Here is a 23,726-nt window from a genome sequence, read left to right on the forward strand (position 1 = left end):
TTCCGGACCTCGGGGCCCGCTGCTGCCATTTCACGACAGCGACAGCATGAGGATGCGATGGGGACGATGACCGAAATCGTTCAGCTGGGCGATCGGGTGGCTTGGTCGGCGATGCCCATGACGACGCCAGGTTCTTGCGCGACGCAGTGGTGACGCTAATGTCGAAAGCCTGTACCTCGTTGGTGCGGCGGCGCGGCGGCCCGCGGCGTAGGGTCAGCGCGACGGCACCGCTCCCGCCCTCCACCCCCCTGACCTCGCACCGATGACCGCCGTCGAGGAGACCATCGCCGACCTGCGGGCCACCGGCACCTCCGCCACGAGCCACCCGTCCAGCACGCCCGGCCCCACCTGCAGCGGTGCGGCGCGATCACCGCCGCGTCTTTCAAGGTCGAGGCCGAACTCGCCCGGACCTGCGCCACCACCTCGGCCGCCCCCGAACTCGCCCGCTGGCTCGGTGTGTCCGCCTCCGCCGTCCACCAGTCCCTCGCCCGCCAGCGAGCGGCATCCACGCTCGTCACCCGCCAGCGGTTCCGCGAGGCCGGAACCGTACAGGGCCTGCTCGTCGGAGTCCCTGAGCAGATCGCGGCACTGCGGGCGGGCGACCGCCTCCACCCGCTCGCCCTCGACCGCCCCGCGCTGGCCACGCTCCTGCGCCTCATCGAGCGGCTCTTCGGCCCGGGCTGGCACCACCGGGACGGCCGCGAGACCCCGCCCGGGCTGCTGGCCTCCCGCACGGGCCGCGGCGCCCCCACCGACCGGCTCGCCCTGCTCCTCCTCGTCCTGGAGGCCCGGCCCGACGGGCGGGTCCGGCTGTGCTCCGGCCGGGTGTGCAAACGCGGACGGGCCGCGGCGACGCTGGCCAGGCTCCTCGGCAACAACTGCACCCCTGCGGGCGCTGCAGGGGTCCTCCAGCGCCTCCAGAGCGCCGACACGATCCGCCTGGTCAGATGGGCGACCCGTAGTCAGCTGCACCAGCGCAGCGCCATCGTGGTGCCGAACGTCGTGGAGGACTGGGCGACGCTGAAGGCCGCCAGGCGTCGAGCCTCCGTTTCCCAGGGCACCACCGGTGCTGCTGTCACGCGGCCACGCAGGCGCTCTGCCGCCACGCCCCCGCAGGTAGCGGGACCGGGCCTGCCCGGCAGCGCCGAGTTCGCAGAGAACTGCGCTGGTGAAGCCCTTCACGCCTCTCACGCCGGTCACCGCGGCAGCCCAGGTCAGGCTGATGTCGCGGATGGTGTTTCCGGCGAAGCCGAGACCGGGGCTCCCACCATTGCCGGTGGAGCGCGTGCGCACGCGAGGAAACCCGGTACGGTCCAGACGCGTCCTGGCAACGCCCCAGCCGCCGCGGTGCCGGCCACGTTCAGGCCCGCTCACACGCCTGAACACCGGTCCAAGGCGACGCTGTCGCAGCTCAGCCTGTCGAAGACGGTCTACCGCGTGCTGCAGGAAGCCGCCGCTCTGCTGCCTCGGATGACCGCGCGGGAGCAGCGGGAGGCCGCTCGGGCCGCTGGTGCGGCGGTCCGGGACGTCGCGGGCGATGCCGGGCGCTGCCGCGGGTCGAAGTCGATGCAGGATCGCAGGATCTCGCGGAATTCGGTGGCGAGGTCCAGTTCGTCCAGAGCTGGGACGAGGTCGGGGTAGTCGCGGGCCTTGCTGCCGGACAGCGTCTGGATGGCGAGGACGCCGTAGCTGAACACGTCCCGGACATAGGGGACGGCGTCCTCCTGCTCCGGTGGGGAGTACAGGTTGGAGCGGTATTCGGCGACGGTCTCGTCGTTCACGGCGACCTTGGAGCGGATCTTGGCGATTCCGAAGTCCGCGAGCTTGGGCACTCCGGCGTCGGTGAGCAGCACGTTGCCCGGTTTGAGGTCGCGATGTTCGATGTTCAGGGAGTGCGCGTGCGCCAGTGCGCTCGCCAGTGGCTTGCCGATTCGCTCGAAGGAGGAGTCCCAGCCGACGGGTCGGCCAGCCTGCAGATCGTCCTTCAGGCTGCGTTCCACCCACTCCAGTGCGATGTAGTAGCGCTCCAGGAGCGGGTCCCAGCCTGAGTCCAGCATCCGCACGATATGGGAGTGCTCGAGGGCTTTGAGCGCGGCGGTCTCTCGTTCCAGGAAGACTTTTATGATCTCGTCGTCGCGCCGCTTCAGCAGCTTGACCGCAGCGAACTGCCGGTCGCTGTCGCTGCTGGATGTGTCGACCGCCTTGCGGACCTCCGACAGGCCGCCGCTTCGCGCGCTACCTCCCAGTAGCAGGAATCGACCGTTGATCACCTGTGATCCCACGCACTCTCCTTGTCCAGCACCGGTGGCAACACGCCGGTCCCGCCATCCTGCCAGCCAGGGCCACCTCGGTTGGACGATTCGGCCGATCGGCGCTTCATCGTGCTGGTGCGCGCCGGTTCCGGCCCGGATGCCGCAAACCCTGGCCGGAATCGGCGCGGACACCGAATCCGATGGCAGGAGCGAGACGAGGTGGTCCAGGGTGCGGGAGCGGGCCTGCCAGGACGTTGTTCGGTAGAGATCGAACGCGGCCTTTCGTACCGTCACGCCCGGCGTGCCGGTTCCTCCCGCTCACCGGACTGTCCTAGGCATCTGGCAACATGCGGTGGAACCCAACTCCGTGATCGAAAGTGAGCAGCACGATGAACCGTACCGAGGTCGTAGCAGCAATCGCAGACCGTGCCGAGGTCTCCAAGAACGATGCCGACGCAGTGCTGTCGGCGTTCGCCGAGGTCGTCGGCGAGGTCGTCAGGAAGGGCGACGAGAAGCTCACGATCCCCGGTTTCCTGACCTTCGAGCGCACCCACCGCGCCGCCAGGACGGCCCGCAATCCGCAGACCGGTGAGCCGATCGAGATCGCTGCCGGCTACAGCACCAAGGTGACGGCCGGCTCCAAGCTGAAGGCCGCCGCGAAGTAGCAAGCCGCGGCCCGGGCGCGCCTCGCCGACCCGGGCCACCTTGGCCGCCTTGGCCGCCTTGGCCGCCTTGGCCGCCGCCAGATCAACCGCCGACCGAAGCGCGGGGTGTCACCGCGACGGAACCACCGGCGCAGCCAGCTGGCTCCCCCACCAAGCCCTCCGCTACCTCACGCAGCGACCCCGTGCAGTCCGACAGTTCCCGGGCCGGCCGGTGCTCGCCGAGCGACTCCGCCCGCTCCAAGGCCCGGCCTCCCAGCCCGGGCGGCCGGCACTGGTCCCGGCCAGGTACAACGGCGGACTGCCGTCGGCGGTGTACTGGCGTGGGTACTCGATCAGTCTCGCCGCACGCCACCGGATTCGGCGAGGTCCGGTCGGCTGAGGAGGAGGACTGTGACGACGGCGTGGGTGCGACTGCTGGCGCCTATCGCGGTGACGGCTCGGGTGATGACGCTGCCGATGGTGTCCTGGCTGATACCGGCCAGGCGTGCGACGGTGCGGACTTCGTGGGTGGCGAGCAGGGTGAGGACCTGGAGCATGCGCGGGGGAAGGTCGGGGAGCTTGTCGGGCAGCGCGGCGCGCAGCTCAGTGGTGTCGAGCAGCCCGGTGGTGATGAGGTCGGCGATGGTGCGAGTGCGGTCGCTGCGGCCGTGGCGGTGCATCAGCCTGGACATGGTGTTGGAAGCCCTAGCGATGGAGCAGCCGAGTTCCTCGGCGGCGCTTTCGTACGTGTGTCCGAGGGCGATCAACTGGGCGAGGGCGTGTTCGTATTCGTTCAGCCCGGTGATGGCCGTGGCGGAAGTGCTGAGGACTCCGGTGCGGCTGAGCAGTACCCGGCGTGCACCGCTGGCCTTCGCTGCGGGCGGTGCGGGGTCGGTGGTGATGTTATGGGGGCCGTTCATTCTGTCCGTTTGTCCGCTCTGGGCCGCGCACACCACCACCCGGGAGGCCTCACAGCGGGCCTGCACCCGCGATGGTGCAGGCCCGCCCTCTTCCCTCTTCTCACTCAGCGTGATCTTTGCCGTAGACGTGCTCGTGGAGCTGGAGCTCCCTCTGGACAGCTGGCTTCGAGCGATCCGGGTACCCGCCGCCGCCCGGGTGGCTACCTTCAGAGCCATGGGTCTTGACGACGCGATCAGCCAGGCGAGGCGACAGCAAGAGTTGCAGGACGAGTCGAAGCGGCAGGAGGAGACACAGCAGCAGCGCGACCAGGAAAAGCTGGGCCGGCTTCTGGCGGAGGCAGCGCAACGCCTGCTACCCCACCGCAGCGAGACGTTCCACCGGATGCGACTCTCGCCGACCGGAACATTCGTTGGCCAGGACCGGCGCCGATACCAGCAGGTGTCCGGCCACTGGTGCTGGGTGATCAAGGAAATGACGAAGAACCCGACGCCCTGGAACCACCCCGTGATGCTGCTCGTGCTGGAGGGCACCACCCCGCACGCGGTCCGGGCAGAGCTCAACCTTCGCAGTGGCAAGGCCGGCCAGTACGTGAGTTCTTTGCCCCTGACGCCGGTGGGCCCGGGTGACTACTCGAACCGAGGCTTCACCGCGCTCTTCTTCGGCGAGTGGATCGGCGAGCTGGAGAAGGATCTGGCTGCCGCGATTGTGCGCTACGAGCGCGGTACGTGACGTACCACGCTCGATCCACCGGACGAAATGGCTGAGGGCCCCCGGCATTCCGGTGGCCCTCAGCGTTCGCGCCCAGTAGCTGGGCTGCTGGAAGCGTCTCCTCACAGGGCGAGGGCGTGCCGGTAGGCGGTCCGCAGCCTGGCGCGGAGGGTGGCGTCGGTGATGGTCTGCAGGGCGGTCTCGTGGTCGTCGGCGACGATGCGGAGCTGGGTGCGCTGGCGGTCGAGGTAGGCGGTGAGGAAGGTGTGGGTCTCACCGCTGGTGGTGGGCAGGACGGCGGCGGTGTAGAGGGCGACCAGGGAGAACGACCAGCAGCCGTGGAGGAACGCGTAGGCGGGCCGGCGGGTCTTCTTCCAGGGTGAGTAGAAAGTCTGGGTGTTGTCGATCTCGCAGGCGGTGGCGGTGAGGGCGTCGTTGAGCCAGTTGTGGCCGGCCTCGTGGACGAGGTCGCGGGCGACCATGACGGGGTTGTCCGGGACGTAGTCGAGGAAGACGGTGCCGGGCATGCGGCTGATGGTCCAGGAGCGCAGGGGGCTGCCCAGCGGCTTGCCGGTGAGCAGGCACACGATGGGGGCGTGGGCGTCGACGAGTTCGCCGAAGCCGTGCTCGGCGGCGAGGCCGGCCGACTTCAGGGTGAGTTTCTGTAGGTGCTCCGGGGCGGCCTGGGTGGCGGGGCCGAGCACGTAGTACGGGGTGTCGGAGATGGGTGAGGTGATTAGGTTCGCCTCGTCGGGGGCGACGGTAAGCGGAGCCGCCGGGGCGAGGTCGGCGGTGCCGGCGTCGGGGTGCTCGGTGTACCAGGCGAAGGTGTCGGGGTTGTCGGTGCGGGCGGCGTGTTCGGCGCCTTCGAGGACGTGGTGCGCGAGCGCGTAGGCCGCGGCGGTGGGCTCGGGCGCGATGAGGGTGCGGCCGGCGCCGCGTTGGAGGGTGTGGTGGATGCGCTGGGTCTTGGCCAGGTGGTGGGCGTGGATCGCGGGCATGCGGAAGACGGTGCTGAGGTCCATCGCAGTCTCCTTGGCGGGGAAGGGGTGGGGCCAGGGCTTGCGGCCCTGGCCCCGGCTGGGTTCAGCGCGTCGGATCAGGCGTGGACGGTCGGCTCGGTCGGCCAGTCGTCGGCGCCCTCCCGGGAGGAGTGCATGGTGAAGCGGACGGACCCGTCGTCGTCGCGGAGCTCCTCGACGGCGTCGAGGAAGTCCTTGGCCCAGGTGTCGTTCTTCATCGCCGGTTCCTTCTCTGCTCGGGCTTCCCGGGGTTGGGCTGGGGCCGTACGGGTTGGTCGGGGGTGCGCGCCCCCGTGGTGTGGGGCTCACGCGACGGCCTGTGGGGCTGCGACCGGCTGGGTGCCGGGCGGGAGGGGGCAGGCGCAGGGGCGCTGGTCGGCGGGGGCTTCGGTGTCGAGGGCGGCCAGGAGCTGGTCGGTGGCGTCGTCCAGCGCGGCGAAGTAGGCGGCGCCGGGCGTTTCGGAGGTGGGCAGGAGCCGCAGGTCGAGGACCGGGTGGGTGCGGCCTGTGGTCTCGCAGGTCAGGTTGTTGCGGGCGACCAGGAGACGGACGGCGGGCGGCATGGCGGGCGCGCATCGGGTGGCGGCCCGGCACAGGGCGGCGGCGGTGGCGGCGTACTCGGCGCCGTCGCGTGGGAGGAGGCCGACCTCGCATGTCTGGCTCTTTCGGGCGCCGTCGTTGTAGTGGTGGCCTTCACAGCTGTCGTAGGTGACGAGGTGCCAGCGGCCGGTGAGGTGGTCGACGAGCGGTTTGATGCCGGGCTCGATCGCGTCGTTCCACTGCGGGTGGGCGGGGTCGAGGTCGTCGGCGCTCTGGGCGGTGGGGCCGGGCAGGCCGGTGGTGTTGATGTTGCCGAAGGCGCTGGTGACCAGTTGGGCGGGGTGGCGGGCGGCTTGGGGGTTGTCCCAGGTGGCGAGGAAGGTTTGGACGTCGCGCATCCGGTTGACGGGGGTGGGGCGCCAGCGGGCGGTCCGGCACCAGGCGCCGTCCGGGTGGGCGGGGTCGGCGAGGAGGGCTGCGGTTCCGTCGATCAGGCGTATGCGGTGGTCGCAGTAGGCGTCGTGGTGGCCGGCGAGGTTCATGCGCCAGCGGGTGGCGATGCAGCCGCCGCCGCAGGTGCCGCGGTAGTCGCAGGTCACGCAGGCGGTCATGAGGCCCTTGCCCTGGCGAAGGAGGTTGGAGCCGCGCTGGGCGGTGGTGATGTCGGCCGGGCTGGTGGTGGGCGTCAGGTGGGTGAGTTGGGCCTGGGGCCAGGGGAGTTCGTCGCAGCTGCCCAGGCGGCCGCCCGGGTAGAGGGTGAAGACGTGGTCGCACTTCATGTCGGAGAAGTGGCAGAACGATGTTGCCAGGCCCCGCAGTCGGCGGATGGTGGGGACGGCCGGGGAGAGCCTGAGGCGGCGGAACAGGCCGGTGGTGATCCAGTGCTGGGTGAGGCCGAGCACGAAGTCGGTGTACTGGTCGGGTGTGATCGCCCAGGCCGGGCCGCCGGGCCGGTCGAGGGCCGCCTGCTGCAGGGTCCGGCTGGGCGGGCGGCGGCTGCCGGTGTGCGTGGTGGGCCGGGTGACGGCGGTGTCGAAGCACGGCACGACGCTGACCGAGGTGACGGCGGTGAACGTGGCCAGGTGGTCGAGGGTTTCGGCGGGCCGGCCGAGGAGCGCGGGGGTGACGGTGGTGATGATGCCGCAGGTCCGGCCGCGTTCGGCCAGCAGTTCCAGGGCCTTGACCACGAGCGGGTAGGTGGCCTCGCCGTCGTAGCCGACGCGCCACCTGTTGCCTTCCGGGTCGCCGTCCAGGGAGATCCCCAGCTCCAGGCCGGGGTAGCGGGCGTCGAACAGGTCGAGCCACTCGGCGTCGAGCTGGACGCCGTTGGTCTGCAGGGACAGGCGCTTGACCTGCGGTATGCCGGCGAGGGTCCGCAGCAGCTGGGCGATGTGCTCCTTTCCGGCGGTCAGGGGTTCGCCGCCGTGCAGTTCGATGGCGAGCGGGCGGCCCGGGAAGAGGTTCGGCAGGAGCTGGACTTGGTCGGCGCTGATCCGTGCGCCGCCGGGGCCTTCCTTGCGCTTCTCGTAGCAGTGCAGGCAGTCGATGTCGCAGGTCTCCCCGCGGACCTTGAGGATGAGCGAGACGGCGTCGACCTCGGACGCGTCCAGCGTCCGGTACAGGTGGCCGATCAGCTCGTTCGGGCTGGTGGGGTGCATCGGGTGCCTCCCAGGAGAGGGGCGGGCTCGGGGCCCAGTCAGGAGTGAAGCGCCTGGTGCCACGCGGCCAGTTGGCCGGGGGTGAGGCGGATGGTGTCGTCGGCGAACTTCAGTCGCCAGCCGTCGCTGTAGCGCTGGGGCAGCCACCCGGCCTCCAGCCAGTCGTCCGGCACGTGGCCGTCCGGGGCGGCGGTTTCGGGCCACACCGCCAGCAGCGCGGCCAGCAGCCGGGCGCGGGCCTGGCGCAGGGCCTGGTGCACAGACGCCGCGGGCGGCGTCGGGGCCCCGGCGAGGACGGGGGTCCACTTGTCACCGAGGAGCGGGTGTCCGGCGGCGGTGTTCTCGGCCTGTTGAACAGCGAGGTGCAGTTGCCCAGTGACCAGATCCACGGCGTCACTCAGTCCGGCCTGGAACAGGCCGTCGAGGTCCTCGACCAGGCTGATCGCGTGCTGGACGCGGTCGGCCAGCGCCCACCGGCGGTAGACGTCCCGCTCGGCCTCGGACATCACCGGTTGTTCCCCGCCGTGCATGGCGTGGGCGGTCCGAAGCACAGTCAGCGCCGGAACTCGGCGCCTCACGGTGCGGAACAGGTCGACGTCGTCGCCCAGGATGTGGAAGCACCGCAGGTAGCCGTGCAGTTCGTCGGCCTCGGCCACGGCCTGGGCCTCCAGGTCTACGCGGATACCGTCGATGATGCGGGACTGCAGCACCGGCACCGGGCCCTCGGTGAACAGCACCCGCAGATCGACGTCGCTGCGGGCGTGGGCGATCCCGCAGGCCACGGGCCCCGTCATCCACACCGGCGAGTGCGGGTACTCCTCGGCGAGCTGCCCGGCGACCGCGCGGGCCGCCGCACGTCTCTGTTCCACCCACGCGTTCACCGGGCCGCCTCCCCTCTCAGGAGGGCGCTGGCGGTCTGGGTGACCCAGGCGTCCAGGGCAGCCCGGATGTCCGCGCGCTGAGCCCCGATGTGAGGGGTGGCGAGCAGGTTCAACGGGGTGGGGCCGGACTTGAACAGGTGCGCGTCGGCGGCCTCGATCGGATCGACGGCCAGGCCGGTCAGGCCGCCGTCAGCAAGTGCCTCCAGGCACGCGCTGGCGTCGATGGTGGCCAGGCGCCCGGCGACGACGAGCAGGGGCCGGCGCCCCGCCGCCGAGCGCAGGAAGCCCGTGCCGAACGCCCCGATGTTCTCTGCGGTGGCGGGCAGCGCGACGATGTGGGCGTCCGCCCAGCCGGGCAGTTCAGCCGCGGGCATCTGCCGCAGGCCGTCGGTGATGCTGGGCCGGGCGGCGAAGGCGACCTCCGCACCGAATCGCTCGGTCACGGCGGCAGCGGCCCGACCGATAGGCCCGGCGCCCCAGACGGCCACACGCATCGACACCACCGGCGTCCCCAGGCAGGCCGTCTTGAGGTGACAGCCGAGGGCCAGGCCGTGGGCGCCGAGCGGGATGCGCCGGGCCAGGGCCAACAGCGCCGCGAGGCACCACTCGGCGACGGCCGGGGCCGATGCCTCGGGGTATCGGTACAGGCCGATCCCCCGCGCGGCCAGGACGGCGGTGTCGATGCCGTCGAGCCCGGAGCCCGCGCGGATGACGTGCCGCAGCTTCGGCATGGCGGCCAGCCGGTCCACATCCAGCCGGATACCGGAGCGGATGACGATCAGCTCCGCGCGGCGCACCGCGCCGCCGAGCTCGTCGAGGCCGGCGACCTCGTAGACGTCGTACCGGCTGAGGCAGCGGACCAAGGCGTTCGGGTCGCCCGCCCCCTTGGCGACGAGGACCGTGGGCGCCCTCATCGCGTCGTCTCCGTCTGGGCGCGGTCCACGAGGACGTCACGGGTGTCCGTGAGCGCGGCGAGGATGGCGGGGGCGACCTGCGGAATCAGGGTCACCGCGGTGAGCTCGGCCAGCGGCAGCCATGCGAAGCCGACCTGGATGGGATCGCGCGGATCGGAGAACCGGGGCGTGGTGCGGCCGTCCGTGATCTCGGCGAGGAAGTTGTGCTGGGTCTTGTGCAGCGGGCCGAGGTCCTTGCCGAAGTGGCCGGGGACGTACTCCACGACGAACATCTCCCGCACGGTCCGCACGCTCAGCCCGCTCTCCTGGTGGACCTTGCGCACAACCGCCTCGCGCAGCGGCTCGCCCTCGATCGCCTTGCCGCCGGGAAGGTTGTAGTGGAAGCAGCCGCCGTCCGCGCTGTCGTCGTAGGACAGGAGCAGGATCCGGTCCTGGTGGATGATCGCGGCCTTCACCGACACGCTGATGCTGGGCAGGTCGCTCAAGGGTGCCTCCGTACTGGTTGTCGGAGCAGGGGTGTCACAGGCAGGCGCGGGCGTCGGGGTCGCCGACGCGCATGAGGTCCTGGACGTCGGCGAGCTGGCAGGCCTCGAAGATGCCCGTGGCGCGGAAGCCGGCGGCGGCCCTGTGCATCGCGGCCAGTGCGGCGCGGGTCAGCTGGTTGGCGTAGATCGCCAGGGCGAAGCCGGCCTCCCCGAGGAGGCGGCGGTCCAGGTGCGGGAAGGCGGTGGGGACGGTGACCAGCGGCACGCCGGACCAGCGGCGGCCCACCTCCAGCGCCTGGTTACCGGTGGTGTCCTTGGAGTGCAGGAGCACGGCGTCCGCTCCGGCCGCCTCGTAGGAGGCGGCGCGGGCCAGTGCGTCGTCCATGCCGCCGCCGCAGATCAGCGTCTCCGTGCGGGCGATCAATAGCAGGCCGGGGGCGGCGGCCTTGAGTTCCTTGATCTGCTCGCACACCGCCTCCGTCTCCGCCATCGCCTGGGCGCGGTGTTCGGAGAACGAGTTGCACTTGGGGTAGCGACTGTCCTCCAGACAGACGGCCGCCGCCCCGGCCGCCTGGAGGTCGAACCCGAACCTGGCGGCCGACGCCCCGGTACCGGCCGCGTTGTCGACGTCCACGATCACCGGCAGATCGGTGACGCGGCGAAGCGAGATGACGACATCGGCCAGGTCCCGGGAGCCGAGCAGGTTCTCGTCCGCCAGCCCGTAGGCAGCCGACACCTCCAGGCCCGACACCCACAGCGCGCCGAACCCGGCCTCGACGGCGACCCGCGCGGCCATGGCGTTGACCGCGCCGATCGCCTGCACGGGCCGCCGGGAGGCGCCAGCGTCACGCAGCGCGGCCCGCAGGCGGCCAGCCGCGGATATCTCAGACATGGCGGCGCTCACCGGATACTTCCTTCCAGGTCGGGGGTCAGGCCGCGCTCCAGCAGCGCGGTCCAGGCGTTCGCGAGCACGTCGGCCCGGGGCTGGTTGGCGTCGATCGTCACGGTCGGCCCGATCTTCGGGAACGCGGCCGGGCTTGCGGTGATCGCCTGGTAGGTGCCGCGCACGGAGCTCTGCACGTGGTCCACATCCCAGTCGTCGCGCACCGAGTCCCCCGCGCTGCGGGAGGCGGCGCGCCGCATCGTGGTGCCGGTGGCAGCGTCCAGGATGAGCGTCAGGTCCGGCACCAGGTCGATCGCGTCGGCGAGCCCGACGTAGGTGTCCTGCGGGTCCTGGCCGTGCTTGACCTGGAAGAACGCGAGCTCCGACAGCAGCCACCGGTCCGCGACCACCGGCCGCCGCGGCAGCGTCGGCGCGATCAGGCGCTCGACGGTGGCCTTCTTGTCGGCCCGCAGTGCCCGCAGGTAGCGCTCGCGGTTGGCCTCGGTGGGCGCGTACTTGCCGTCCACCAGGTCCGCGGCCACCTCGGGGGCGAGGAAGTTCGTGGTGAGCACCGACAGCGGCGTCACCCCGTACAGGGTCTCGAACAGCCTGAACAGGCCCTTGCGCAGCGTGGTCTTGCCGCTGCCGTCCAGGCCCTCGATCACGACGAACGGATACTGGTCCATCCCTACTCCACCTGCCCCGCTCCGGTGCCCGACTGGTACTTGGTGAACTGGCCGCGCCACGGCACCGAGGTGGTCACCAGGTCGGTGAGGCGCATCCCGCCGATCTCGCCGAGCAGCTGCGGCAGCGACGCCTCCAGCACGACGACCTCGGCGACGGCCCGGCAGTACGCGGCGCGCAGAACCGCGCTGTCCTCGCCGCGGGACCGAAGCGCCGCCCGCAGAACGCGCGTCCCTGCGCCGAGGGCGACGGCCCGCACGGCGGACTGAAGCATCGCCAGGGAGGCGGTCCGGCCGCTCTCGTGGTGGATGACGGAGAGCACCCCCACCCACCAGACACTGGAACGGGTCGCGCCGTGCACGGCCGCTTCAAGGCTGCTGTCCAGATCCTCGGCCAGCATCCGGCCCACCTCGTCCACCGCGAGGGTCAGCGGACCGTCAGCGGTGCGGTCGTGGCCGAGCCGGTACGGCACGTCGATCCACGACGTGAGGCCGGCGGCGCGGATCAGCACGTCGTCGCACGGCACCACGAGGGCTGGCCTCGACACCAGGTCGATGGGGTCCAGCTCGGCGGGCAGCCCGAGCTGTTCGGGCGCGAGCGTCGCGGCCTGGCGCCACTGCTCCTGGTGCAGGTGCACCCGCTGCACGTGCAGTCCGTCGGCGAGCGCCTGCCAGCTGTCCCGGACGCTCGCGGGCCTCAGCACTCCGGGCGGGCTCATGGCGGGGGTGGATCCTTCCACGCGGTACTCCTTGATGGTCGAACCGAAGCGATGAATCGTAGTCACGCAGTGACGGACAGCAATGGAAGATGTCGTGGCCGGTTACCGGCCGGTTGACGTGGTGTCGGGCGGTCAGGAGACCGGAAGGTCGGCGTGCACGCTCTTGCCCCAGGGTTCGAGGGTGGTCCCCCACCGGCCGCCGGTGAGTTCGTGGACCAGGGCCAGGCCGCGGTGGCACTCCTGGTCCTCGCCGGCCGACAGCAGCACCGGCAGTTCCGGGGAGCCGTCCCGCACGCAGACTCGGACGAATCCCGGGGCTGGGCGCCGGACGGCCACCTGCATGAAGGTCAGGCAGCCGGTCTTGCAGGCGTTGGAGACCAGCTCGGTGACGATCAGCTCGGCCGGGTCGACCAGTGCGTCCAGGCCCCATTCCTTGAGCTTCCCCCGGACGAGCAGGCGTGCGGCCCGCGCCGACTCCGGGCGGTAGCGCAGGGATGCCGTGGCGGGGCGGGAAGGGAGAGCCGGCTCGGCTGGAGCGAGTTCGACGGCCGTCATGCCAACCCCCGGTACCGCCTGAGCCGCCGTCCGTCCTCCAGCCGCCGCAGGACCGTCTCGCGGCGCAAGGCGCGCTCGAAGCCCTCGACGAAGACCTCGGTACCGTCCGGCCGTCGCCGCCAGGCGCCCCGAGAGGCACCGACGGGATACACCCGCTTCAGGAGTTCGTCCGGGTCAGCACGCGCCGGCCGCCCCGGCAGGCCCGCCGCGATGTCGGCCGGCACCCGGCGGCGAAGCTGGTCGTCAGCAGATCGGCGCACGAAGACCTCCGCAGTCCAATGGTGGAGGTGGCGGCCGTCGGCGTCTCGCGGGCCTCGACTGACCGTCTCTGATGCCCCGTCAATCAGGGCGTTCCACCAAGGTGGCGCGTCTACGCTGAATCTGCAACGGAATCGGCACTGAATCCCCCGACGAAGAGGAAATGGCACATGCCAACGCAAGCGCATGGCCTGGCACCGCGCGCGCGTGACGTGCAACACTGCGCGGATCGATACGGACGGTAGACGCATGCACTCCGGAGGTGAGCACGTGGCAGCACGGCCGAGGCCGACAGCACGGCGGATCGAACTGGGGCACGAGCTTCGGGAACTGCGGCAGCAGGCCGGCATCACGCTGGAAGACGCTGTGAAGGGGCTGGCGTTCAGCTCGACGAAGCTCCAGCGTGTGGAGACCGGTTTTCAGGATCTTCGCAACGCCGGGGATCTACGCAAGCTCCTCGCCCGGTACGGCGTCGACGACGAGGATGAGACCGAGCGTCTGGTGGATCTCCAGCGCACCGCTTCGCGCCAGGACTGGTGGACGCCATACACGGTGGCGACGATGGCGCCCTCGATGCCCCGCTTCCTCGGCGTCGAGTCCGCGGCCCAGTCCGTCCGCGCCTACCACCCCACGTGCGTGCTCGGATTGCTGCAGACCGAGCGGTACGCGAAGGCTCTGCACGAGATCGCCAAGCCGATCGAGGAGTCCACGTCGGAGTTCATACAGAAGAGCGTGGCCCTGCGGATGAAGCGCAAGGAGCGGGTGGTGGCCCCCGACGATCCTGTCAAGCTGTGGGCGATCCAGTACGAGCCGGCGCTACGGTACGTGGCTGGGGACGTGGACATCATGCGCGAGCAGTACGAGGAGATCGCCCGGATCGCAACGCTCGACAACGTGACCGTGCAGATCCTTCCGCAGTCGGTTCGCGGCTACCTGTCGCTCTCTGATTTCACGCTCCTGGACCTCGGCGACAAGCTGCCCAAGACGGTCCAGCTGGACACGGGGGCCGGCATGTCCCTCACGGACAAGTCCCGCGAAGTCGGCCGGTTCACTCGGATGTTCGAGGCGCTGTCCCGCTCGGCCCTCCCCGCTGAGGCGACACCGGAGTTCCTGAAACAACTCACCCGAGAGATCACCTCATGACCCACCACATCACTGCCCCCGAACTCACCGGCGCGGCCCACTGGTTCAAGTCGTCCTACAGTGGAGGATCCGGCAACAACTGCGTCGAGGTCGCCGACCTGACCGGCACTCGCTTCGAAGCGGTGGCCATCCGCGACTCAAAGGACTCCGCCGGGCCGGCCCTGCTCGTCACACCGGAGGCATTCGCAGGTCTCGTGGCGTTTGCCCGCAGCTCCCGCGCCTGAGTCAGCGAGGTGCCGTCTCCCCCCGCCCAAGCGGGGAGAGACAGCACTTCCCCGCGCGGTGGTCACGAGAACGCCGCCATCGACGACCTGCGGCGGCAACTGGCGTCCGTCGGCGCACCACGCCGCTGGCTGCGCCGCGTCCTGCCGCCCGCCGAACCGACCCCGCCCGGGCCCGTCCTGGCAGAGCGCCTCGCCGCGTGCACCGGCGAGGACCTCCCCGGGACGGCCCGCGCGGCTGCCGCGCACCACGTCACCGCGTTTCCCAGGGTTTCCCACGCCCAGATGCGGTTGGAGCGTGAGATCTCGCTGGGCCTGGGTCGACTCAGTACCCACCGGTCTTCCCCTCATAAAGTCCGTGATCCGTTCGCAGTCACCACTGCGGTCGGTCACCATCACAACGACACCGCGCTCGTAACGGGCGATGCCAACCGCGGCAGGTCCGCCGCCGTGTCCCTCCGCGTTCGCAACCAGCTCTGCGACCACCAAGGCCACGTCGTCGGCAAGGCCGGACATGGACCAGGCGAGGAGAACCACGGCCAGGCGCCGCGACACCGCCGCCGGCCTCTCCTCATCGGCCAGCCGCAACAGCATGTCGGCACGGGCCAACCCGAGGTCACAGCGTCCAACCAGGGAAGTGATCAGGAGTGGCATCTTCGCCTCCTCGCACGGCCGACGCGGGACACGCCGTCTTCCAGACCTCCACCGTGCCACCCCGCGGCCTGGTGATGCCGCAGCGCCCGGGCCACGGTTGATTCATCCCCCGAGGCCGCCAATGGCTGCGCTTCGACCTTTCCGACCCTGGATGAGTTCTCGATGGCACTGCAGCTCCATGTAACGCGGATGCGTCACCGCCGCGACACGCTGGCCGCGCCACGCCTCACCCCGAGTCGTGCCCATGCCGAACGGCCACAACAGCCTGGCCATGGGCCGTTCCGGGGCGCGTGTGCGATCCGAACATGCTGGCGCGGCGGTTGCTGCTGGTGTCCCTACGTGCCACCGCGTGACCGTCGGCATCGCCCGCCCCTCAGAGAGGGCGCTGGTCAGCGTCCCTCCAGTAGTGGGTAAGCATCTCCGCCGGCCAGGCAGGCTGGGTGATCTTTCCACGCGGGCCCATCTCACGGAAAACCGGCGCGATGTCGATCACTGGGGTGCCGTTCACGGCGTCGAGGTCCGTGACGTGGATGTCCCGCCCGGCCACGTGCAGCAGGCGAGGGTAGGAGACGGCGAGCTGGGCGGGCCGGCGGTGGTTGCGGTGCGCGAAAGCGCCGCTCTCGGGCCAGCGGGGGTTTCCGCGCGGGCTGCGGGCATGCAGTTGCACGTCCTCCGGCGAGGCCAGGTGGAAGTGCCACAGGACCTGGAGGTGCGAGAACTCGTCGAGGCCCTGGAGCGTGTCGAGGGGGAAGCGTCCGTCGAGCCGGATGATCGACTCGACTCCGCCCTGGTAGTCGTCGGCGACCTCGTGGTGGCCTCCGACCACCACGGCGACAGGCTCGATCGTGAGCATGCGTTTCTCCTCCCCTGTCCGCAGGGTCCCGTGGCCGTTCGGTGGCCGGTCCTGCGGACGCTCGTCGCGGTGCGGTCAGCCTATGGCCTGGAGGACTTCGCGGGCGCGGGCGTCCAGCTGGGTGGCGGCACTGCCGCCCCGGCTGCGGACGGGGGACAGGGCGCTGCGCATCTGCTGGACGATGTCGCGGGTCCGGCCGGACTGGATGCCGTCCATCGCGTCGAGTGCGGTGTGCCAGGTGGAGCACGCTTCGTCGATGTGGCCGCGCTGGGCCTGGACGGCACCGAGGTATCCGAGGGTCACGGCGTGCGTGCGGGCGGAGGCCCGCTGCCGGGTTCGGACGCTGTACCTCATCTCCTCCTCCGCGCCGCGCAGGTCCCCCAGGGCCCGCAGGGTCAGGGCCGTCTCGTGTGCCAGGCTGGCCTCGGCGAAGAAGGCGACCCGCGCCGGCTCCCTGTCCTTGCCGCTGTCGGCGGCGGAGAGGTCGTGCTCGGCGCGGTGCAGTGCCGCCATGGCGTCCGGCTTGCGCCCGGTGGCGGCAAGTGCGCGGGCGTGGACGACTCCCAGCAGCGCGCGTTCCCGGGGGCTCGCGGCTGTGTACCGGGGGTTGTCGACGGAGGCGTCGGCGAACCGCAGGGCGGCCCGGGGGTGGCCGAGGTCGAGCGCCTGGTGGGCCTGGGCGCGGAGGATGTGACCGGCGAGCGCGGGGTCGTCCGCCTCGGCGGCCAGTGCCAGCGCCAAGCCGAAGCTCTGCTGGGCGCCGCCCTGGTCGCCGCCGTCGAACGCCATCCAGCCGTCGAGGTAGGTGAGTTGGCCGGCGGCGGCCAGCAGGTCGGTGCGCACTCGCTCGCTCGTAGGGCGGCCGGTGAGGTAGGCGGCGACGTCGGTGCCCAGGTAGGCCCGCAGGGAGGTGCGGCCAGCCCGTCCGCCCAGCCGCTGGTCCTGGCGGGAGTAGAACTCCGCAGCGTCGCGGAGGGCTTCCACGTGCGCCTCGGAGACCGTCAGGGCGACGACGGGAGCCCGGTTGCGGGCGTGGTCGCGGCGGACGCCCCACCAGGCCGGGCCGGGAACGGTGGCGGCGAGGACGGAGAAGAGGAGCGGTCGGCGACCGAGCATGTCATCCCTGAAGTTCGCGAGTGCAGACACGGGGTCGCTGTCCCACGTGGTCGTGTCCCGGCCGTGATCGGTGAGACCGATCTCGGCTGGACTGACCGGGCGTCCCAGTCCGCGGGACAGCGCCTCGCACAAGATAGCGGGCGCCCGGCCGCTCGGCCTCGATCCGCGGAGCCACTGCGCGATGTGGGACCGCGTCACCGAAAGAAGCTCGTTGGCCCCCGCTTCGGCTGCCGTCCGGCGCACCTGGGCCGCGAGTCGGTCCTGGGACCAGCCCAGTTCCCGGATCACGGCCTCCAGTTGCGTGTTGCGGACCGGCGCCACCGTGTGCTCCCTGCGCTCGAAACGATCTTTAACGGCGTTAACGGCATCCGCACCGTCTCGGGCATTCACACCGGGCGTGACAGGCGGTTCGCTCACTGTCATGAAGATATGGCCTGGCCGGGCCTTGCGGAGCCCGTTTCTCCCGAGTCCGCCTCCATCCCGGGACTCGCACCCTTGCGCGTGCGGACGAGCTCTGACTGTCCGTCCGGCCACCGCTTTCCCGTAGACGACTGTCCTGGAGTGACAACGATGACCGATTCGAGCCGGCGGGTGGTGCCGCACTACGGGCGCACCACTGCGGGCGTCCCCGGGCGGGGCCGTCCGGCCTGTGGCACCGGCGGCCGAGTTTCGATCCCCCCGGCATCCGACGGGCGGGTCGCCGACATGGACGTGATCGGCGAGGCGCCGGAGGCGACGCTCGGCGCTCTGATCGCCGCTCAGGTGCAGCGGGCCGCCCGGCGGATCGCGGAGGCTGAGGCCGCAGTCGTCGACGGCGTCGGGCACATGAGGGGGGAGAAAGCCGCTACCGAGTACGAGGGCGCGGCCGTGATGCTGCTGGAGATCGTGAGTGTGCACGGCTGGCCAGGCGCCGCGCTGGTGGGCGAGGAGGCCGCTGAGGCCGCAGTGCTGATCGCGTCGCGGGCACGCGCCGGGCAGCGTGGCCGGCTGACCCCGGCACTGGCGCGGGCCGTGCACCTCGGGGCGGTACCCGCCTGGCACCTCCAACGACTGGGGGCCGTTGCCGCAAGCGGCAACGCCGAGGCGAGGGCGGCGGCGTGATCACCAAATCCGTTCTGCCCCGGCTGCGCCGTCGGCACGGGACCGCCGAGGCGGTGGTGCCGGCGCACCGGCCGGACGAGGTCAGGGCCGCCGAGCGGTCGATCGAGGAGTTCGTGCGCACCGGCCTGCCGCTCGTGGTGCGGGCCGCCGAGAACGCCGGGGCACTCCCGTCGCCGGACGAACGGGGCCTGCGGCCCGGCACCGATCCGGCAATCAGTCAGCTGACCGCCGCGCTGAACCGCGTCCGCACCACAGCGGCCCTGGACGTGCTGTACGCCGTGCGGCCAATGCTCGATCTGCTGGCCGGGCAACTGCCCTCCGGGGCGGGAGCCGGACGGCTGCTGCTCCTGGCGCCGCAGGCCGCGGTGATGCTGCGACTCGCGGTGCGGGCCGCGGTCCTGGCCGGCGGGGGCTGGCCAGGCCTGCACAGCGAGACCGAACCCCTCGGCGGCCTCGCGCGCGCCGCTCTGGCCGGTGTGGACGGCGGTGACCGGGTCGAGATCGTCGTCCACCTGGAGCGCACGGTCGCTGCCCGGGCGGTGGAACCGCTGCTGGCCGCGCTGGCCGAGCTCGCGGACAACGCGCTGCGGGCCTCGGACGGCACGCGGGTCGTGATGGTGGCCGGGCCGCCGGCGGGCGGGGTGCTGCCGGTGACCGTCACCGACACCGGCACGGGCATGGACGCCGCCGCCCTCGCCCGCACGCAAGCCCTCCTTCGACACCGCCGAGGCGTCTACACCGCCTCGTCCGGCTCCCCGGCCGACGGTCTGGGACTGCGGCTGGTCGCGGCCGCCGCAGACAGCGCCGGTCTGGTGGCCACCGTCGACTCGGCCACCGGCCGGGGCACCACCGCGCAACTCCTGATCCCCGCCCATCTGCTGACCGACCCGGACGACCCCGCCGCGTACGCCGACCCGCACCCCCACGACCGAAGGACCACGCCGTGACCGTCAACACCACGACCGCGCGAACGCTGCTCCTCCACACCAACCGGCCGAAGCCCGGCCCCGCCCGCGCCGACGGACCCAGCCGGCACCGATCCGCCCTCACGCCCTCGGCCACGAACGAGGTGCGGTAATGGCGGTCTTCTCCCGAACGGGCCGTCACCGGGGTGCCGCCGCTGACGTCGTGGCCGTCGTCTGCCAGGAAGCGCACAACGCCGCGCTCAACGACTTCGTCGCCACCTGGCTCCCGCACCTGCTTCGCGCCGCCGAACTCGGCATGCCGCCGCGCGTCGATCAGGCTCCGTCCGTCGTCCGGCGGGCCGCGGCCATGGTCCTCGCGTCCGCCGGGCGGGTCCGGGGGCAGATCTCCCAGGACGCGGCGACCGCGGTCCGCCCTGTCCTCGCCCAGCTCGGCCGGCAGGGCAGTGAACTGAGCGCGGCCCAGCAGCAGATCACGGACGCGGCGTCGCTGGCCTGCCTCTACCAGGTCGACCTCGCCAACGCCCTGGCGTCGCGCTTCGCGGTGCGGCTGGCCGTCCTGACCGGCGGGATCTGGCCCGCACCGCGGCGACAGCCCGCGCAGTTCGCCGAGGTCGGCCAGGCCGCGACGAGCCGGGTGGCGGACTTCGAACGGGTGCAGGTACTGGCAACCGCGGACCTCACTGTGGTGCCCTGGGCGATCGAACCCCTCGCCGCCGCAGTGGCGGAGCTCTTGGACAATGCCCTGCTGTGCGGCGGCCCGCAGGCGCAGGTCGTCCTGGCCAGCTCGACGGAACCGGGCGGTGGCGGTGCCACGTGGCTGACCGTCACGGACAACGGCGGCCCCGGCATGGACGACAGGACCCTCCCGGCCGTACGGCAGGTCCTGGAGAGCGGTGGCCGAGCCCCGGCCGGGACACGGTGGCCCGGCCTCGGGCTGCGGCTGGTGGCAGCGGCCGCCCGGTACCTGGACCTGAAGGTCACCGTCACCAGCGTCCCCGGGCAAACCGTCGCGAGCGTGCTGCTGCCCCCGGCCCTCCTCGTCCCGCCACCCGCCACCGTCAGCCACGCCCTGCGCCAGTTCCAGTGACTCCGTCGGCCGGAGGCCGGACCGGACTGCCCGCCTGCCGGCCATCCCAGCGATCCACGAGGACGATCCGATGACCTCCCCCAGCACCACCGCCGGCGTTCCCGCGCCCGCCGGAACTGGCGCCGCTCGGCCGCTCGGCCCGTTCCTGACGATGCTGTCCCCATCATCCGTGTGCGGCGACCGGACCCGTATCCCGGCCGAGCGCGACTGCACGGGGCCCGGCGAGCTGAGCGCGGCCGCCGCCCGGGCCGGCGGCGCTGGGACGCGGACCGCAGGTGCTGCTCGAGACGGTGCTGCCGGGGGCGACAACCGGCGAGGCGAAGGTCTTCATCGAGAGCAAGCTCTACCCGGCCCTCGTGGCGGCGGCCGGCGGGTGGCGGGCCTACGCGCTGCATGCGCACGGCTTGCTGCTGCTGGCCGTGGTCCCGGATCGGCCCGGCGCCGGCACCGCCCCGCGCCTGCACCTTGTCGGTCCCGCCGCCACCTGGGTCCCCGAAGCAAGGGGAGCCGCGTGACGACACCCCAGTCCAATCGCCGGTCACGCGATGTCCGGGCCGCCGCGCCCACGGGACAGCCGGCGACGCGGACCAAGCCCACGACAGCCGCCGAGAACAGGTGCTCGGGGCGCAGCCGGTCGGCGGCCGGCCCGCGCTCACGGCGTGCTCCCCTCGTGCTCAGCCGTGTTCTCCCGGGCCGTGCCCTGGAGCCGGGTCGGCATTCGCCCGTCTCCTCGCGACGCCGCTCGCGGGACGAAGTCAGGGGAGCCCTGATCGGGGTGCTCCTGCTGGCTGCCACGGCGGGCTTGACGGCGGCCGCTGTGCTCGTGATCGCGGCCCGGACGGGGTCCTGGCCTGCCGCGCTGCTCATCGCGGTGCTGATCGTCGCGGGCGTCGGCGCCGGGGCGGCGGGCACCGCCCGGCTGCCGGCCACCTCGCCCTGGCCGGACCCGTCGCCGGGCAGCCGACCCCGGGACCGCGGCACCACCGGCATCCTTCGGCCCTCGGCGGCCCCGACGTCCCGCCCCACGCCCATCATCCGATCCGTCTTCTCTGGAGGTTCGATGTCGCACCTCGACCCCACTACGAGTCCCGCCGACCACGCTTCGACGGTGCCGCCGTTCGTCTTCGCCCTTCCGGCCGGCGGTGGCCAGGGCGAGGCTGCTGCCCAGGCGGGCGCCGACCGCGTCACGGTCTACGAGGACGGGTCCCGGGTGTCCCTCCACCCGCCGGGCCACGACGGCCCGGAGAGTCTGGTGGCCGCCGCGCTGCCGCAGGGTACGGCGGCGACCGGGCCCCTGAGTGTCGACGGCGTACTGCTGTCGGCCCAGGTAGGGGCCGACGGGACCTGGACTGCCCGCGCGGTCCAGCACCGGGGGTGGGCTGTGGTGACGCTGACGCCCGCTGGCGGCCACGAGGTTCCCCAGGTGACGCTGACCACCGACAGCGGTGCCCCTGTCGCCGACCTGAACCGCGACCGCGCCGCGGGCTGCAGGCACCGACCCGCGTGCCCCGGCGCCGAGGCGGCCGACTTCCAGGCGGCCGTCGCTGTGAACGGCCATCCCGAGCAGGGGTGGAGTCTGTTGTGCAACGGTGTCGTCCTCTTCTCGGACACTGGGGCGGCGATGCCCGACGGTCGCGTCGTCGCACCGCAGGACCGCCGCACCGATATCTGCGAGCGTGCCGCGTGAGCGGGCCGGCTCTGACGCGCCCCGGCGCCGCGCATCGTACCTGCGTGCCGCAGGCCCTCGGGATCATTCGCGTCGACCGGCCCACCGGCGTCGGCGCGCCGTGGGACAACCCATGGCCCGCCGAGTCCACGAGGTACCCGGTGCGCCTGGACACCGCCGCCTCCGCCCGCCTGGCCGGCCATGTGCTCGGCGGCAAGGACCACTTCGCGTCCGACCGGGCCGTGGCGGCCCTACTCGCCGAGGCTGACCCCGCCTGGGCGGCCGACGCGGGCGCGGCCCGCCTCGCCGTCCTCGTCCTGGCCACCCGCCTCGCCGGCGACGGCGTCGGCCAGTTCCTGGATCTGGGCTGCGGCCTGACCACGGGCCAGGCCGACAGCGCGCTCGCACCACTGCACAGCGCTGTCTTCCCTCACACCCCCGCGGCCCGGATCGTCTACGCGGACCGGGACCCGATGGTGCTGGTCCACGCTCGTGCCCTCCTCCGCACCCCGGCGGCTCCCGGCCGCCTTCAGCACCTGCACGTCGACCTCACCAGGGCCTACCGGACGCTGGCGGTACTCCGCGGCCCGCGCGGAGCGGGCTTCGACTGGAGCCTGCCAGTCGCGGTGGTCCTCTCCGACGTCTGCCACGAGCTGACGGCCGGCCAGGTGACGCGACTGCTCGCGGTGCTGCACCGGACCCTGCCGCCGGGAAGCGCCGTCCTCGTCAGCCACCGCACCCCCGCCGACGACGACGCGCGGCGCGCCGCCGTGGCGGCCGCGCACGCCGGCGCCGGCCTGCCGTGGCACCCGCGCACGCCCGCGCAGCTCGCCGACCTGGCGCGGCCCTGGACCAGCACCCGGTCCGCGGCAGCAGGGGCCGGAATCGCCGTGGCCGTGCTGACGGTCGGGAAGGCGGACCGGTGATCGCCGCCAGGCCGCCTGCCGCTGCCGGGCGCCCGCTCGTCGGCACGGGCGCCCTATCGGGAGCACCGGTTCCGCGGATCACACGCTGGAGCAGCGAGGTACTCCAGCGCCCGCGGCCCGTACGCGCCGCCGACGGCACGGTGCGCCTGGGCTACCGGAGGGAGATGCCCGTCGACCATGTGGCCGGCGCCCTGGTCCTGCGCTGCACGGGAATGCCGGGGCGGGGCGAGCCGCTGTGGCGCCGGGCGCACCCGGGCCGCCAAGCCGAGCTGATGCTCGCTCTGGCGTGCCGGGTGTGCGGGAAGCCGGCCGACCGGAGCAGCGAGGGCGTGCTGTGGCTGCTCCCGCTGCCCAGGATGCGCAGCGGGCGGCACCGGCGGGTGGCGCCCGGCTGGCCTGAGGGCGCGCGGGTCGAGCATCCGCCGGTGTGCGCGGAGCACGCCCTCGCGTCACCGGGCCTGTGCCCGGCGTTGGGCGGCGCCGTGCTCGTACGGGCCTCCATGACGGCGCTGTGGGGTGTCGCGGGCTGGCGGCTGCTCCCCGGTACGGAGCCGGTGCACGGCTGTTTCGCCTTCGGAGATGCGCGGGCGCTGCGCTGGGTGGCGGCAACCCACCTGCTGCGCACGCTCACCGGATGCACGGTTCTCACCCTTGAGGATCTGCGGGCCGGCCTCACCGGCCGCTCCGCGGTTTCGGGGGCGGCGCGGTGATCACCAACACGATCGGTGGCCGTGCACATGTGGCCGGGCCGGTATTCCAGGCCGACAGCATCCACGGCGGTATTCACGTCCACCAGGGCGCCGGCGAGCTGTGGGTCCGCCCCGAGCAGCTTCCGCGCACGGCGCCGGAAGCGGAACAGAGCGCCCTGTTCTGATGCTGCGCAGCATGCGCGAAGGATGGACGACCCGGC

General features: G+C 72.3%; 28 protein-coding genes. 12 read left to right on the forward strand and 16 right to left on the reverse strand.

Annotation, left to right across the window (positions count from 1 at the left end; translation table 11 throughout):
- Window positions 1–213 precede the first annotated feature (213 nt).
- Together ACIO5D_RS16870 and ACIO5D_RS16875 are read right to left on the reverse strand one after the other, a co-directional pair.
- Window positions 214–687 carry a hypothetical protein gene (locus ACIO5D_RS16870; RefSeq protein WP_400795951.1) on the reverse strand — a complete coding sequence of 158 codons (474 nt, stop codon included), beginning with the start codon at window positions 685–687 and terminating at the stop codon, window positions 214–216.
- Window positions 688–1,430: 743 nt separating this feature from the next.
- Window positions 1,431–2,282 (reverse strand): serine/threonine-protein kinase, encoded by an 852-nt coding sequence (locus ACIO5D_RS16875; RefSeq protein WP_400795954.1) that lies wholly within the window; start codon window positions 2,280–2,282, stop codon window positions 1,431–1,433.
- A 359-nt stretch (window positions 2,283–2,641) separates the two neighbouring features.
- On the opposite strand from ACIO5D_RS16875, the gene ACIO5D_RS16880 reads away from it, so the two are divergent.
- A complete protein-coding gene (locus ACIO5D_RS16880) occupies window positions 2,642–2,917 on the forward strand; it encodes an HU family DNA-binding protein (protein WP_400761885.1) in 276 nt (91 codons plus the stop codon).
- A 332-nt stretch (window positions 2,918–3,249) separates the two neighbouring features.
- On the opposite strand, the gene ACIO5D_RS16885 is transcribed toward ACIO5D_RS16880, so the two are convergent.
- Entirely contained in the window at window positions 3,250–3,816 is a 567-nt protein-coding gene (locus tag ACIO5D_RS16885; protein ID WP_400795957.1) for a hypothetical protein, read from the reverse strand.
- 214 nt (window positions 3,817–4,030) lie between these two features.
- On the opposite strand from ACIO5D_RS16885, the gene ACIO5D_RS16890 reads away from it, so the two are divergent.
- Window positions 4,031–4,546 (forward strand): hypothetical protein, encoded by a 516-nt coding sequence (locus tag ACIO5D_RS16890; RefSeq protein WP_400795959.1) that lies wholly within the window; start codon window positions 4,031–4,033, stop codon window positions 4,544–4,546.
- A gap of 101 nt (window positions 4,547–4,647) precedes the next feature.
- On the opposite strand, the gene ACIO5D_RS16895 is transcribed toward ACIO5D_RS16890, so the two are convergent.
- The 11 genes from ACIO5D_RS16895 to ACIO5D_RS16945 all read right to left on the reverse strand — a co-directional run bounded on the left by ACIO5D_RS16895 (window position 4,648) and on the right by ACIO5D_RS16945 (window position 13,125).
- On the reverse strand, window positions 4,648–5,550 hold the full coding sequence (locus ACIO5D_RS16895) for an aKG-HExxH-type peptide beta-hydroxylase (protein WP_400795962.1): 903 nt from the start codon (window positions 5,548–5,550) through the stop codon (window positions 4,648–4,650).
- 74 nt (window positions 5,551–5,624) lie between these two features.
- Window positions 5,625–5,765, reverse strand: coding sequence for a hypothetical protein (locus tag ACIO5D_RS16900; protein WP_153471719.1), 141 nt, complete (start codon window positions 5,763–5,765; stop codon window positions 5,625–5,627).
- Between the two features lie 87 nt (window positions 5,766–5,852).
- Window positions 5,853–7,745 carry a radical SAM protein gene (locus ACIO5D_RS16905; RefSeq protein ID WP_400795965.1) on the reverse strand — a complete coding sequence of 631 codons (1,893 nt, stop codon included), beginning with the start codon at window positions 7,743–7,745 and terminating at the stop codon, window positions 5,853–5,855.
- Between the two features lie 38 nt (window positions 7,746–7,783).
- Window positions 7,784–8,614, reverse strand: coding sequence for a hypothetical protein (locus ACIO5D_RS16910; protein ID WP_400795968.1), 831 nt, complete (start codon window positions 8,612–8,614; stop codon window positions 7,784–7,786).
- Between the two features lie 8 nt (window positions 8,615–8,622).
- Window positions 8,623–9,540 carry an NAD(P)-dependent oxidoreductase gene (locus tag ACIO5D_RS16915; protein WP_400795971.1) on the reverse strand — a complete coding sequence of 306 codons (918 nt, stop codon included), beginning with the start codon at window positions 9,538–9,540 and terminating at the stop codon, window positions 8,623–8,625.
- A complete protein-coding gene (locus ACIO5D_RS16920; protein ID WP_400795974.1) occupies window positions 9,537–10,025 on the reverse strand; it encodes an NUDIX domain-containing protein in 489 nt (162 codons plus the stop codon). The genes ACIO5D_RS16915 and ACIO5D_RS16920 overlap by 4 nt, the downstream gene beginning before the upstream one ends.
- Before the next feature lie 34 nt (window positions 10,026–10,059).
- Window positions 10,060–10,917: an isocitrate lyase/phosphoenolpyruvate mutase family protein gene (locus ACIO5D_RS16925; RefSeq protein WP_400795976.1), complete on the reverse strand. Its 858-nt coding sequence runs from the start codon at window positions 10,915–10,917 to the stop codon at window positions 10,060–10,062.
- A gap of 8 nt (window positions 10,918–10,925) precedes the next feature.
- A complete protein-coding gene (locus ACIO5D_RS16930; protein WP_400795979.1) occupies window positions 10,926–11,594 on the reverse strand; it encodes a dTMP kinase in 669 nt (222 codons plus the stop codon).
- 2 nt (window positions 11,595–11,596) lie between these two features.
- Complete coding sequence (locus ACIO5D_RS16935; RefSeq protein ID WP_400761902.1) at window positions 11,597–12,376, reverse strand: hypothetical protein; 780 nt, start codon at window positions 12,374–12,376, stop codon at window positions 11,597–11,599.
- A gap of 66 nt (window positions 12,377–12,442) precedes the next feature.
- The gene (locus ACIO5D_RS16940) at window positions 12,443–12,865 is read right to left on the reverse strand and encodes an ATP-binding protein (protein WP_400795982.1); all 423 of its coding nucleotides are present in this window, start codon (window positions 12,863–12,865) and stop codon (window positions 12,443–12,445) included.
- Window positions 12,862–13,125, reverse strand: a complete 264-nt coding sequence (locus tag ACIO5D_RS16945) for a hypothetical protein (RefSeq protein ID WP_400795985.1) — start codon at window positions 13,123–13,125, stop codon at window positions 12,862–12,864. The genes ACIO5D_RS16940 and ACIO5D_RS16945 overlap by 4 nt, the downstream gene beginning before the upstream one ends.
- Before the next feature lie 268 nt (window positions 13,126–13,393).
- Between ACIO5D_RS16945 and ACIO5D_RS16950 the strand changes: the two genes are divergently transcribed.
- Window positions 13,394–14,266 (forward strand): helix-turn-helix transcriptional regulator, encoded by an 873-nt coding sequence (locus ACIO5D_RS16950; protein WP_363631246.1) that lies wholly within the window; start codon window positions 13,394–13,396, stop codon window positions 14,264–14,266.
- Window positions 14,263–14,490 (forward strand): DUF397 domain-containing protein, encoded by a 228-nt coding sequence (locus ACIO5D_RS16955; RefSeq protein ID WP_400795989.1) that lies wholly within the window; start codon window positions 14,263–14,265, stop codon window positions 14,488–14,490. Before ACIO5D_RS16950 ends, ACIO5D_RS16955 begins: the two co-directional genes overlap by 4 nt.
- A 1,024-nt stretch (window positions 14,491–15,514) precedes the next feature.
- Here the strand turns inward: ACIO5D_RS16955 and ACIO5D_RS16960 are convergent.
- Together ACIO5D_RS16960 and ACIO5D_RS16965 are read right to left on the reverse strand one after the other, a co-directional pair.
- Entirely contained in the window at window positions 15,515–15,994 is a 480-nt protein-coding gene (locus tag ACIO5D_RS16960) for an SAM-dependent methyltransferase (protein ID WP_400761910.1), read from the reverse strand.
- Window positions 15,995–16,069: 75 nt separating this feature from the next.
- Window positions 16,070–17,110, reverse strand: coding sequence for a Tat pathway signal protein (locus ACIO5D_RS16965; protein ID WP_400761912.1), 1,041 nt, complete (start codon window positions 17,108–17,110; stop codon window positions 16,070–16,072).
- Window positions 17,111–17,680: 570 nt separating this feature from the next.
- On the opposite strand from ACIO5D_RS16965, the gene ACIO5D_RS16970 reads away from it, so the two are divergent.
- From ACIO5D_RS16970 to ACIO5D_RS17005, 8 genes are all read left to right on the forward strand, one after another.
- Window positions 17,681–18,211, forward strand: a complete 531-nt coding sequence (locus ACIO5D_RS16970) for a hypothetical protein (RefSeq protein ID WP_400761914.1) — start codon at window positions 17,681–17,683, stop codon at window positions 18,209–18,211.
- On the forward strand, window positions 18,208–19,158 hold the full coding sequence (locus tag ACIO5D_RS16975; RefSeq protein ID WP_400761916.1) for an ATP-binding protein: 951 nt from the start codon (window positions 18,208–18,210) through the stop codon (window positions 19,156–19,158). The genes ACIO5D_RS16970 and ACIO5D_RS16975 overlap by 4 nt, the downstream gene beginning before the upstream one ends.
- A 130-nt stretch (window positions 19,159–19,288) precedes the next feature.
- Entirely contained in the window at window positions 19,289–20,224 is a 936-nt protein-coding gene (locus ACIO5D_RS16980) for an ATP-binding protein (RefSeq protein ID WP_400761918.1), read from the forward strand.
- A 275-nt stretch (window positions 20,225–20,499) separates the two neighbouring features.
- Window positions 20,500–20,739: a hypothetical protein gene (locus ACIO5D_RS16985; RefSeq protein ID WP_400761920.1), complete on the forward strand. Its 240-nt coding sequence runs from the start codon at window positions 20,500–20,502 to the stop codon at window positions 20,737–20,739.
- A 947-nt stretch (window positions 20,740–21,686) separates the two neighbouring features.
- Window positions 21,687–21,911, forward strand: a complete 225-nt coding sequence (locus ACIO5D_RS16990; protein WP_400796087.1) for a DUF5999 family protein — start codon at window positions 21,687–21,689, stop codon at window positions 21,909–21,911.
- Between the two features lie 44 nt (window positions 21,912–21,955).
- Window positions 21,956–22,816: an SAM-dependent methyltransferase gene (locus ACIO5D_RS16995; RefSeq protein ID WP_400795992.1), complete on the forward strand. Its 861-nt coding sequence runs from the start codon at window positions 21,956–21,958 to the stop codon at window positions 22,814–22,816.
- 164 nt (window positions 22,817–22,980) lie between these two features.
- Window positions 22,981–23,526: a hypothetical protein gene (locus ACIO5D_RS17000; protein ID WP_400761924.1), complete on the forward strand. Its 546-nt coding sequence runs from the start codon at window positions 22,981–22,983 to the stop codon at window positions 23,524–23,526.
- Complete coding sequence (locus ACIO5D_RS17005) at window positions 23,523–23,690, forward strand: hypothetical protein (protein ID WP_400795995.1); 168 nt, start codon at window positions 23,523–23,525, stop codon at window positions 23,688–23,690. Before ACIO5D_RS17000 ends, ACIO5D_RS17005 begins: the two co-directional genes overlap by 4 nt.
- Window positions 23,691–23,726: the final 36 nt, after the last annotated feature.

This window comes from Kitasatospora sp. NPDC087315, assembly GCF_044744345.1.
In the GTDB taxonomy this organism is placed as follows: Bacteria; Actinomycetota; Actinomycetes; order Streptomycetales; family Streptomycetaceae; genus Kitasatospora.